Below are 12,180 nucleotides of genomic sequence, written 5' to 3' on the forward strand. Positions count from 1 at the left end.
AATATCGTTGTATTCGCGGTATTTGTATAGATAGTTTTTAATAACCCACAGACCCTAAAAAAATAACCCAGATTTCGTTTGTACGAAATCTAGGTAGCTACTTTTAGGTTAATATTTTAACGAGCCTCATTTTTGATTAACCACTATATTTTATGTTATTTATTATTTTCTTTTTACTATTTAAAATAAAACTAGTTCTGTTTTATATATTCTAGATAGCTTTTCCGATTTAGCAGCCTCCAAAATCTCCCTCTGATGTTATTCTAAATCCTTTTCTAAACCATCCATTTGAATAATCTATATTTATTTTAGATATATTTATTGAAAGTCTTCCATCTATTAAAAATTTAAAACCTTCTTCTTCTATAAGTATATCTTCATCCTTTGACTCGTCCAGAGCCAATGATAAAACGGGACCTCCTCAACCAATAGATTGTCTAAATATCCTTACTGAATGATTTGGTAAATTCTTTTCCTCTAAAATAAGTTTAAGCTCTTTTTGTGCATCTTCACTTATATTTATTTTCATTTGCGTCCCCCCTCTTCCTATACCCCACAAGGGTATCTTTTGTATAATTCTATACTTTCATTTATATTTTGTCAAGTAATATCAACTTTTATCCGAAAGCTATAAATTATAAGACTCCATGTGAATTAAGTTTGCCTTTATTATGATGCTTTTAACTTGATATTATAAGCATTATTAAATTATTGTGGAAGAGTGGAACACTATGGGGATAATAAAACTAAAATAGTTTTGACAGATATATTGAAAATCTGGATAGAAACTGAACTAATCGAATAAATTGTTAAAAATTTTCAGTAAAATCCCTCTTTTGCACAACTCTAAATATGCCGATAAATTATATGATTATTAGGAACATACAACAATTTAAGGGGGGCATTTATGAAATTACCTAATATATTTAGTATTAAGTTTAAAATCATTAGTTTAATAAGTATTTTACTAATATTTATAATATCTATAAGTTCAATCAGTATTATAAGTATTAATAAAATAGGAAATGAATTACAGGAAATCACAAATGAAAATATACCATTAATAGAAAAAATTACAGAAATAACTCAATCTCAACTCGAACAATCTATTTATTTTGAACAAATATATAAATATGCAATTATGAAGGAGACGGAATATGGAAGACCTATAGAAAATGAACTTGAAAATATAGAAAAAAAACTCGAAGCAAAATCTAAATCAGTTGATATAAATTTAAAAGAAGCTGAAAAAATTGTACAACAAAGCTTAGAAATAGCATCCACTTCTGAAAGTAAAAAACAATTTGAACATATATATAATAAATTGATTCAAATAGAAAAAGAACATACTGATTATGAAAATCATATTTTGGAATCTTTTAATTTAATTAATATAAAAAAATTCCATGAATTCGAATTGCTTGCAGAAAAAATAGAAAAAGAAAAAGAACAACTTAATCAAGAACTAACAGAATTCATAACAGAAATTGAAAAACTTACAGAACATTCTCTTCAAACTGTTAAAAACCATGAAGAAGATACTTTCAAATTTATATTAATTATTAGTATATTCTCGTTCTTATTTGGTATTTTTATGGCTTTTGTTATAATATCAAATTTTATTAAAAATTTAAATAAACTAAAAGAAATTGTTAAATTCGAAAATGATTTAACTAAAACACTTAAAGTTGATTCAAATGATGAGCTTGGAGAAATTGCTAAATGGATTAATTCATTCATACTTCAAACAAAAAATTCTATATATCAAATTATATTAAATTCAAACGCACTATCTCAATCAAGCGAAATATTAAATCAAGCTATAGAAGAATCTAACGAAGGTATAATAGAAATTTCAAAAGCAATAAATACAGTAAGTGATGGAATACAAAGTAATGCAGGTGTTGTTGAAGAAATGACTGCAAGTATAGAAGAAGTGGCAAGTACTGCTCAAATGGTTTCTCAACAGTCTCACAATTCATATGAAAATACTGAAAAAGTTTTAACTGCTACAAATTTTGGAATTAATTTGTTAAATGAAATTGTTGAATCTGTATATAAAGTAAAAACTTCTTCTTCAAAAGTATCTAATGTTATAGATGAACTTAAACATTCATCTAATAAAATAAATGAAATTATTTCTATTATGTCAAATATTTCTGAGCAAACTAACCTATTAGCTCTTAATGCAAGTATCGAAGCTGCTCGAGCAGGAGATGCTGGTAAGGGTTTTGCAGTTGTAGCTGATGAAGTTAGAAAATTAGCTGAAGAAAGCAGAGAGTCCGCTCTTAAAATCACACAAATTATTAATGATATTCAACAAAATACAAATAATACAGATAAAATAATAAAAGAAGAACAAGAATTAGTAGAAATAAGTGTTACTAAAGTAAATGATACAAATGAAGAATTTAAAAAAATATCTAATCTTATATTAGAAATATCCGAAAAAATAAAAACAATATCAGAATCATCAGAGTTGCAATCAAAAATTACTCAAGATATGGCACAAGCAATGGACAATCTTTCTAAAGAAACTCAAGATAGTGCTAGTGCATCTGAGCAAATCAGTCAAAATCTTGAAGAACAAGTGAGTACATTTGAAGAAATCGAAGCAAACATAGGGGAAGTGCACAATGTAATCTTGAATTTAAAAGAACAAACTAATAAATTTAAAGTACAGTAAATAATAAAAAAAAGCTAGCATTAAAATGCTAGCTTTTAGTTATTATTAAAGACTTTCTTTAACTGCCTTAACTATATCATTAGCTGTTAAACCATACTTTTCTAATAAATCATTAGGAGTTCCTGACTCACCAAAAGTATCCTTAACTCCAACTCTTTTAACTGGTACTGGACAATTCTCAACTACAACTTCACTAACTGCTGATCCTAGTCCACCTATTACACTGTGCTCTTCTGCTGTTATTATAGCTTTTGTTTCTTTAGCAGCCTTTATTATTATATCAGTATCTATAGGCTTTATAGTAGGCATATTTATAACTCTTAAAGATATACCTTCTTCTTTTAACATATCATGAGCCTTCATAGCTTCATTTACCATTATTCCACAAGCTATTACAGTAGCATCTGTTCCTTCTAAAACTTCAACACCCTTACCTATTTCGAATTTATAGTTTTCATCGAATATAGTAGGTACTGCTGATCTACCTAGTCTTACATAAACTGGTCCGTTATATTTAGCTACTTCAAATATAATTTGCTCTGTTTCAACTCCATCTGCTGGAACTATTACCGTCATATTAGGAATAGATCTCATTATAGCCATATCCTCTACTGATTGGTGAGATGCTCCATCTTCTCCAACTGTAAGACCTGCATGAGTTGCACATACTTTTACATTTAATTTAGGATAACAAACAGAGTTTCTTATTACCTCAAAAGCTCTACCAGCTGCAAACATTGCAAAAGTACTTGCAAAAGGAATTTTACCAGCAGTTGACATTCCAGCTGCTGCTCCTATTAAGTTTTGCTCTGCTATTCCCATATTGAAGAATCTATCTGGGAAATTCTTTTTAAAATCTGCTGTTTTTGTAGATTTTGAAAGGTCTGCATCAAATACTACTACGTTTTCGTTCATTTGTCCAAGTTTAACAAGGGCATTACCATAAGCTTCTCTTGTCGCTATTTTTTTCATTATTTGGCACCTCCTAATTCTTTTAAAGCTACTTCAAGATCTTCATCACTAGGAGCTGTTCCATGCCATCCAGCTTGATTTTCCATGAATGAAACGCCTTTACCTTTAACAGTCTTAGCTATTATCATAGTAGGCTTTCCTACTGTTTCTCTAGCTGAATCAAGTGATGCAAATATTTGATCAAAATCATGTCCATCTATTTCTATTACATTCCATCCAAAAGCTTTGAATTTATCAACAACTGGATAGATATTCATTACATCCTCATTCTTACCATCAATTTGAAGTCCATTGAAATCTAAGAAAGCAACTAAGTTATCTAATTTATAGTGAGCAGCACTCATCGCAGCTTCCCATATTAAACCTTCTTGAATCTCTCCATCTCCAAGTACAGTATATACTCTCCAAGGAGCATTATCCATCTTAGATGCCATTGCCATACCACAAGCAACAGAAAATCCTTGTCCTAAAGATCCTGTAGACATTTCAACTCCAGGAGTTCCTTTCATATCAGGATGTCCTTGAAGCATAGAATTTACCTTTCTTAATTTCATTAACTCTTCCTTTTCAAAATATCCTTTTTCAGCAAGAGCACTATATAAAACAGGAGCTGCATGTCCCTTTGATAATACGAATCTATCTCTATCTTCCTTCTTAGGATTTTTAGAATCTATATTCATCTCGTCAAAATATAAAGCTGTAACTATTTCAACGCAAGATAAAGAACCTCCTGGATGACCTGACTTTGATTCATTAATCATTTGAACTATATTCTTTCTTATACTAGTAGCAACTTGCTTCAATTCATTATGATCTCTCATTTATTACCCTCCTTTTTATATTTTAACTATATATTTTAAAAATTTAACTACCTCTATGATCTAATAGGCTTGAAACCTTCGCCTAAAACCTCATGTACATTTGCAACCATTATAAATGCAAATTCATCAACATATTTCACTATATCCTTCAATTTTACCTCTTGTGTTCTATCAACGACTACCAACAATACATTTTTATCTTCTTTAGTATACATTCCTCTTCCATTTAGAGAAGTAACTCCTCTTCCTAGATTTTGCATTATTTCATCACTTATTTCATCTGGTTTTGATGATATTACAAAGAACGCCTTAGAATAACCCATACCCTCTATTATAAAGTCAGCCATTTTAACAAGTATGTAAAGCGCAATTATAGAGTATAGAGATGTTTCTATATTCTTATTTACAAAACCTGCAAGTGTTACTATACAAAGGTCTATACACATCATAAGCTTTGGTATGCTTATATTAGGAAAATATTTATTTAATATTGCTCCTCCTAAATCGGTTCCACCTGTAGTTCCTCCAGATTTAAATACAAGACCAATTCCAACTCCTACAATAAGACCTCCATATATAGTAGATAACAGCATGTCATTAGTAGGTATATATCCATGAGCCGTTTTTGAAATTATTTCTATAAAAAATGATAATGCCAACGTAGCATAACCAGTTTTTGCTCCAAATGCTTTCCCAAGAATTATAACCCCAGCTATGAAAAGAGGAATATTTATAACTAAGTTGGTTACTGAAATAGATATACCTGTAATCTTTTTAATAACTATCGCAAGACCTGTAACTCCACCAGGTGCTATTGTATGAGGAGCTAAGAATAAATCTATTGCCACTGCCATTAAAGCACACCCAACAGTTATAAGTATATATTCAATTAATATAGTACTCCAGTGCTTTTTTTTCATATTGCACTTCCCCTTTATCTATTTTTTGATTACTACCTGTACAATGAATTTAGGCAGTAACATCATTCTTTTATATCTCCACGGTTCTTTTACAAGTCTATATAACCATTCAAGTCCAAACTTTTGATAAAATTCAGGTGCTCGTTTAACTTCTCCTGCATATACATCAACGCTTCCTCCAACACCCATAAGTATAGATGTATTTACCTCGTCTTTATATCTTTGAATCCATAATTCCTGTTTTGGAGCTCCAAATGCAACAAATAATATATCCGGTTTTAGTTCATTTATCTTGTTTATAACCTCTTTTTCCTCATCGTGACCTTCATGTCCTATATGATGTCCTTTAAAGTATCCATGATGAGCTCCCGATTTTTTTATGTTGGGATATTTTTTAACTATATTCTCAACTGCTTTATCAGCAACTCCAGGCTTTCCACCTAGTATAAATATAGATTTATTGTTTTCGTTACAGTAATTAAGTATATTCTCCATAAGATCAATTCCTGTAACTCTTTCCTTTAAAGGATTTTTTACTATTTTAGAAGCTATTACAAGACCTATACCATCTGGTATAACAAGATCAGCTTCTTTTATTATATTTAAAAACTGCTCATCGTCCTTAGCCATCATAACTATTTCACTATTTGGCGTTATTATAACACTTTTTTTATCTCTTTCAAAAAAATTACTAGATGCATTTAATGCTTCATTCATATCTACTTTATGTACTGGAACTCCTAAAATATTAATTTTTTCCAAAATATTCACCTCTATTTTCAATCAAATCCATCAATATCTTATTGTGAATATCCGTTATTTCCCTGAATTCATCTTTCTTTCTAGATATTAATGCTCTCTCTGAGTCGATGTTATCTATTAAATATTTTACCTCATTCATTATATCATTAAAATTTATATTTAAAATAGATATAACCTCATTTTTTTCAATAAAATTTAAAAAATTATTTATTTTCGGATCATAAGAAAGTCCTACAACAGGTACTCCCATTAAAACAGAAAATATAAGTGCATGAAGCCTCATTCCTATTAAAAAATCTAAATTTCCAACCAAAGATATATATTCATCCACATAAAGATACTTATCTAATACGAATACATTTTTTCTATATTTTTTATCTATGTTCTTGTAAATATCTTTTATTATACTAGAATCTGCATAAAAATGAAAAGGTATGAATAATACTTGATAATCATATTCCTCCACCAAACTTTCACAAACCTTAGAAATCTCTGATACTATTTGCTTATTATTCTTCCATGGCCTTATAGAAAGCCCCACTATCTTCTTGTCAAAATCTATATTTATATCCCTTAATATTTCTTTTCCAATCTCAATATCTGGCTTTTTAATTCCAAACACAGTATCCATTGTAACTAGTATATCCTTTTCTATACCCATATCTAAAAGCTCTTGTTTAGAATTTTCATCTCTTACATTTATAAAATCGACCTTATTTAAAACTCTCTTTAAAATATTTCGATTGTACTTCTTGTTAACAGGTCCTATACCTTGAGAATATATCATAACCTTTTTATTTAAAATCTTTGCTATATGTATTATAGCTATATAATAAAGAATAGACCTCTTTGAAGTTACATCTTGAAGCAGTGATCCTCCTCCGCTAACTAATAAATCACAGTCTTTAATTTCTTTTATTATACTAAAAAAATTCATTCTCTTTATAGATCTTACATTATGCTTTTTTGAAGTGAATTCAGGATACTGAGATAATACAACTATCTCAGTATCCTGATTAAAATCTTTTATTCCATCTATTAATCCTTTAAGTATAGCTTCATCTCCGATATTATTAAACCCATAATATCCAGATATAACAACTTTAGGCATTTATTTTTCTCCCTTCAATCTTTCTCCATATAAAATCGATTAAAAGAATACTTATACCTCCTATAATAATTCCAAATACTATCTCATAATTAGTTCTAGCATAAGATAGATAAAGAGGTGCTCTTATATGAGAGAAAGTGTTGACTATATTTCCTTGACCTATTACAACTAATAAAGACAGAAGAAATACAGACCACTTTTGTTTTCTAAACGCTAGATATATCATCAAAATAAATGCTGGATTAGCCATTAAGAATGACTTATTTCTAGGTCTTGCAGTCAAAGATAACTCTAACATATTTCTAAACAATAATTCTATGCTCGAAGGCTTTATATTAGTTTCATGCCCAGTTCTAGCTATAAATACTACACCTATAACCAAGAACATTCCTAAAACTATAACATGCCCTATCTTTATATCTTCTTTGAACAATCTTATTATCTCATTTAAACATAAACCATTTTTTTCTTTTTCTCTCTTGTATCCAAATATAGATAAATAAAGTAATACAGTGAACATTATAGGAGCTATTTGAGATAACTTAACTCCTCTAAATATATCCATCTCAAGTAAAAACTTACTATCAAGTAAAAGAGATGTTTCAAATAAAACTCCTATTAAAGATATTATACAAGCTATTATCAATGTTATTATTCCTTTTAATAGGATATTAAATACATTCATATTATTTTTAGTTTTCAAAGCAGCTCTCACAATATACAATATAAATGCCATACTTATAGAAGGCATTGCAATAGTTGCAAGTAGAGCAAACATTTTGTCTAGAAGATCTGCTTTAATACCTAAGCCATATAAAAGTGCAGTACCTGCTGATGATAATCCAAATAATATATTCATATACTTAGGTTTTATATTAAGTAAATTGTCTATTAATATTAAAAATGCAGCTATTATACCTATAGCTATAGGTATGTGCATCAATCTATTAGGATGAACTTCTCTCATAGAATTGACCTTGCCAATTTTCATATTATGTCCCTTTTGTATTCTATTATCAAATTCTTCAAATCTTTGCTTATATATACTCATATCCGTTACATACTTTCCTTGCTTATCTATAAAAGGTTTAAAGTATATAACCCTTATGTTTCTCTCTGTTACTGCTCTATACATAGAATTTATTATCTCTTGTCCTTGATGATGTAGAGGAATCTCATAATCATATCTTATTTGAACCCAATCCCATACATTAAAAACTCTTGTAGCATAATATCCACTATCCTCAACTAACTTATTAAGACCTTTTTGATCTATATTTTCTCTTTGAACACTAGTTTCAATCATACCTACTACCATATTTCTCTTTTTAAGTTCTTTTTTCAAGTAATCAGTATCATAACCAAAACCTAAAGCTTCTCCACCAGCAAATATTATAGAACTTGGATGGATATCCTGATCATCTAAAAATTTAAAATAATACTTTATACTTTTTTCATCCTCATACTCAGATAAGTATATAGGTCTTGGAAGAACCTCAAGTCCACTAGCTTTTATAGTATCTATATCCTCTTGTAAGAAACCAAGTCCCAAAAACTCAAGTTTAGATCCTTCTAAAACCGTGCTCTTTCCTACATAATCTCCATTAATATCATAAAGCTTAGTTTCATCGTATATGTAATCTTTATTTTCACCTTTAATTCTCATAGTGTTAGAGTCTATAGCCTCTACCCTATCTTGTCCTATTTTTCTCTTAAATCCTTCTAATATAAAATTATATATACTAGCATCTGCATTTACTATTAAATCATACCCCTCTATGCTAGTTTTGATTTTATATTCCTTTCTGTTTTTCAAGGTATTTATAGTAGCTTCATTTATAGCAACTGTACTAACCTTCATATCTTTAAATTCATCTAAGAAATACTTTAAATCTTTATCACTTTCTTTTTGCATCTTAATCACTTGATCATAATCAAGAACTACTTCAACATTTTTGTATTCATTCTCTATACTATTTCTTTTAAATACTAGAACACTGGAAAATAATATAGCTATAATTAGAAACACACTAAACAATCTATTTACCTTCAAGTTTATCCCTCCTTTATTTTTGACAAAAGTCTTCATTCTAAAAACTTTAAATACATTCTATTTTTGATTTTATGTATGTTGTCCGAACTCTCTTTAAAAATATTTTCTCTTAAAATTCACTCAAAATTTAGGCACTACACTTAAAAATTATGCTCATTAAAATGTTAGCTACTTTTGGTTAATATTTTATTATTAAACTTAGATTATACTGTTAAAATATCCGTTAAGAAAGTTCGTTGTCTGACCAACGGGAGTTCAGAACTTTTAGGCTATTTTATAAAGTAAAATCTGTAGTTTAATTAAAATATTGACTAAGTAGCGTTATTTTAGTGAGTATAATTTTTAGCTTAATTAGGTATTTGGGTTGAATACATGAAAATAAGGGGTATTAATCCCCCTTCTTTAGATTATTTTACTTCATATTCTCCTTTTACCATGAATATGCAGTCTGTCTTTGCATTAATACCTCTTCCATCTGATCTTGGTATCATTAAAAGATGATTTGCTGGAGCATCATATCCTTTTCTTAAATCTACACCTTGAGTTAAATCAGCTATTCCTCCAAACTCCGAATCTATTATAGATCCTTTACCGCCTCTTAATATTATTTCACTTCCTGATGTTAATATTATACTTTGTCCCGCTTTAATACTTACTATCTCTAATGTATTAGAAGGTTTAGCTTCTGGCTTAACCTGTGTCCCATTCCCTTGATTTCCAGTATTTATCTTTTCAATAACCTGATTTACATTCTTTGCTAGCTCATCTATTTTCATATCAACGTAAGATTTAGTTACAACCGGGTCCATATTAGATCCTGCTTCATAACCAGATGCCTTAACTATATATGTAGATGTTATAATAATCGAACACGACAAAATAGATATCACAACTTTATTTTTAATCAAATCCTTAAACATAAAATTTCCCCTCCAATACACTCATCATCTAATATCCATTATTACAAAATTCATAGAATAAATCAATAAAAAAAAAAGAGCCGTTATCGGCTCACTAAATATCAAACAATCCTAAACTTATTTGAAGACCTTCGTCTACTTTTTTCATCATATCATCATCGAAATTGCCTATTTTTTCTCTCAATCTCTTTTTATCTATAGTCCTTACCTGTTCAAGTAATACCACAGAGTCTCTACTAAGTCCGTAATCATTTGCATTTATTTCAATGTGAGTCGGTAGTTTTGCCTTGTTGATTTGAGATGTTATAGCTGCAATTATAACTGTTGGGCTATATTTGTTACCTATATCATTTTGAATAATCAATACTGGTCTTACTCCCCCTTGTTCAGACCCTATCACAGGACTTAAGTCACCGTAAAATATGTCACCTCGTTTAATCTCTAAATTATTCACCTTCTGCTATCTTCCCTTCATACCCTTTCAAAGAAGACATATCAATACTAAGACCCATTTCCGCTAAAGCTAAGTTTATAACACCCATTTCTCTATAACCTTTTATCATAGATTCTCTTGTTTGAACTTTCCTTTTCTCTCTCAAATAAAGGTTCATAGCTTCTTTTATAAATTCTGATCTGTTTTTATTTTCTACTTTTATTATTTTATCCACTTCTGAAAGTAAGTTATTAGGTAAACTTACAACGATTTTCTTTTTACCCATACAACTAGACACAAAACCGCCTCCCAAAGTTAATTACACCTCTATTTTATCAGATAATCTAGTATGTGTAAAACTCTATTTCCTTCCAAATACACCCTCGGTATCCTTCTAGAAATCATGCATAAGACCTCATAATTTATGGTATTTAAAGAATCAGCTAATCTCTCTATCTTAATATCTGAATCTTCTCCGAATATTTTTACTTCATCTCCTATACTTACGTCTAATCCATCTATTCGAAGCATGCATTGATCCATGCATATTCTTCCAACTACAGGTACTAGCTTATCTTTTATCTTCATATTTGCATTTTGGTTTAGCATTCTTGTAAAACCATCTGCATACCCAATAGGAACAGTAGCTATTTTTGCAAAATCATTTGTTCTATACTTTTGACCATAGCTTATTCCTATATTAGGTTCTACAGTTTTAACATTAGATATTGTTGTCTTTAATGTCATAACAGGCTTTAGATCTATCCTATCCTTCATAACATCATCAGAAGGATAATGTCCATAAAGTATTATTCCACTTCTTACCATATCAAGATGATACTCAGGACAATCCATTATACCCGCACTATTACATATATGCTTTATCGGGATTTTTATACCTCTATTTTCTAATTTATTTATTATATATGTGTATTTATCAAACTGCATATTGGTAAATGTCTTATCCTTTTCATCTGCCTTAGCAAAATGACTGTATATACCTACAACATCTAAATTAGAATATTCACATATACTCTCAATAGAGTCTACAGATTCATCATTTATTTGAAATCCAAGTCTCGACATTCCAGTATCTAATTTTATATGTACTCTAGCTTTTTTATTCTTTTGCTGACTAACTTTGTTTAAACTTTGGGCTAATTCATTTGTATATATAGTTATGTCTATGTCATTTTCTACTGCCAGATCAAAACAGTTTTCTTGTATATAACCAAGACATAATATGGGTAATTTTATATCATTATTTCTAAGTTCTAATCCCTCCTCAAGTGTAGCAACAGCTAGATAATCTACGCCTTCACCTACAAGCGCCTTTGCAATTTGCACAGAACCATGTCCATAAGCATTAGCTTTAACAACTCCGCATATTTTGGTGTCTTCTTTGAGTAATTTTTTTATATTTTTATAATTTTGCTTTAAGTTCTCTATATTTATTTCTGCCCAAGTAGCTCTTGTTTTATAACTCAATATTCCTTCCCCCT

At 29.4% G+C, this 12,180-nt stretch carries 12 protein-coding genes; 1 reads left to right on the forward strand and 11 read right to left on the reverse strand.

The features are described 5' to 3' along the window. Nucleotides 1-229 precede the first annotated feature (229 nt). Nucleotides 230-529, reverse strand: a complete 300-nt coding sequence (locus WJW32_RS06970) for an iron-sulfur cluster biosynthesis family protein (protein ID WP_340256776.1) — start codon at nucleotides 527-529, stop codon at nucleotides 230-232. Between the two features lie 378 nt (nucleotides 530-907). Here WJW32_RS06970 and WJW32_RS06975 point away from each other — a divergent pair, with 378 nt between their 5' ends. After that, on the forward strand, nucleotides 908-2,686 hold the full coding sequence (locus tag WJW32_RS06975; protein WP_340256777.1) for a methyl-accepting chemotaxis protein: 1,779 nt from the start codon (nucleotides 908-910) through the stop codon (nucleotides 2,684-2,686). Between the two features lie 45 nt (nucleotides 2,687-2,731). Here the strand turns inward: WJW32_RS06975 and WJW32_RS06980 are convergent, their stop codons facing one another. From WJW32_RS06980 to alr, 10 genes are all read right to left on the reverse strand, one after another. Beyond that, nucleotides 2,732-3,658 (reverse strand): transketolase family protein, encoded by a 927-nt coding sequence (locus WJW32_RS06980; RefSeq protein WP_340256779.1) that lies wholly within the window; start codon nucleotides 3,656-3,658, stop codon nucleotides 2,732-2,734. Further along, nucleotides 3,658-4,479, reverse strand: coding sequence for a transketolase (locus WJW32_RS06985; protein ID WP_340256780.1), 822 nt, complete (start codon nucleotides 4,477-4,479; stop codon nucleotides 3,658-3,660). The genes WJW32_RS06980 and WJW32_RS06985 overlap by 1 nt, the downstream gene beginning before the upstream one ends. A gap of 53 nt (nucleotides 4,480-4,532) precedes the next feature. Beyond that, on the reverse strand, nucleotides 4,533-5,399 hold the full coding sequence (locus WJW32_RS06990; protein ID WP_340256782.1) for a YitT family protein: 867 nt from the start codon (nucleotides 5,397-5,399) through the stop codon (nucleotides 4,533-4,535). A gap of 18 nt (nucleotides 5,400-5,417) precedes the next feature. After that, nucleotides 5,418-6,170, reverse strand: a complete 753-nt coding sequence (locus tag WJW32_RS06995) for a WecB/TagA/CpsF family glycosyltransferase (RefSeq protein ID WP_340256892.1) — start codon at nucleotides 6,168-6,170, stop codon at nucleotides 5,418-5,420. Then, nucleotides 6,148-7,272, reverse strand: coding sequence for a polysaccharide pyruvyl transferase CsaB (csaB, locus tag WJW32_RS07000; protein ID WP_340256784.1), 1,125 nt, complete (start codon nucleotides 7,270-7,272; stop codon nucleotides 6,148-6,150). The genes WJW32_RS06995 and csaB overlap by 23 nt, the downstream gene beginning before the upstream one ends. Beyond that, nucleotides 7,265-9,325 carry a DUF5693 family protein gene (locus WJW32_RS07005; protein WP_340256785.1) on the reverse strand — a complete coding sequence of 687 codons (2,061 nt, stop codon included), beginning with the start codon at nucleotides 9,323-9,325 and terminating at the stop codon, nucleotides 7,265-7,267. Before WJW32_RS07005 ends, csaB begins: the two co-directional genes overlap by 8 nt. A 407-nt stretch (nucleotides 9,326-9,732) precedes the next feature. Beyond that, nucleotides 9,733-10,245, reverse strand: coding sequence for a hypothetical protein (locus tag WJW32_RS07010; protein ID WP_340256787.1), 513 nt, complete (start codon nucleotides 10,243-10,245; stop codon nucleotides 9,733-9,735). Between the two features lie 94 nt (nucleotides 10,246-10,339). Then, a complete protein-coding gene (locus WJW32_RS07015; RefSeq protein WP_340256789.1) occupies nucleotides 10,340-10,699 on the reverse strand; it encodes a type II toxin-antitoxin system PemK/MazF family toxin in 360 nt (119 codons plus the stop codon). Next, a complete protein-coding gene (locus tag WJW32_RS07020) occupies nucleotides 10,692-10,976 on the reverse strand; it encodes a CopG family ribbon-helix-helix protein (protein ID WP_340256790.1) in 285 nt (94 codons plus the stop codon). Before WJW32_RS07020 ends, WJW32_RS07015 begins: the two co-directional genes overlap by 8 nt. Before the next feature lie 29 nt (nucleotides 10,977-11,005). Continuing rightward, nucleotides 11,006-12,166, reverse strand: coding sequence for an alanine racemase (gene alr / locus WJW32_RS07025; RefSeq protein ID WP_340256792.1), 1,161 nt, complete (start codon nucleotides 12,164-12,166; stop codon nucleotides 11,006-11,008). Nucleotides 12,167-12,180: the final 14 nt, after the last annotated feature.

The sequence above is a fragment of the Tepidibacter sp. Z1-5 genome (assembly GCF_037844525.1).
Classification (GTDB): Bacteria; Bacillota; Clostridia; order Peptostreptococcales; family Peptostreptococcaceae; genus Tepidibacter_A.

Coding starts and splice junctions, on each gene's coding strand:
- WJW32_RS06975 (WP_340256777.1), top strand. CDS start 908: ATGAAATTACCTAATATATTTAGTATTAAGTTTAAAATCATTAGTTTA.
- WJW32_RS06980 (WP_340256779.1), bottom strand. CDS start 3,658: ATGAAAAAAATAGCGACAAGAGAAGCTTATGGTAATGCCCTTGTTAAA.
- WJW32_RS06985 (WP_340256780.1), bottom strand. CDS start 4,479: ATGAGAGATCATAATGAATTGAAGCAAGTTGCTACTAGTATAAGAAAG.
- WJW32_RS06990 (WP_340256782.1), bottom strand. CDS start 5,399: ATGAAAAAAAAGCACTGGAGTACTATATTAATTGAATATATACTTATA.
- csaB (WP_340256784.1), bottom strand. CDS start 7,272: ATGCCTAAAGTTGTTATATCTGGATATTATGGGTTTAATAATATCGGA.
- WJW32_RS07010 (WP_340256787.1), bottom strand. CDS start 10,245: ATGTTTAAGGATTTGATTAAAAATAAAGTTGTGATATCTATTTTGTCG.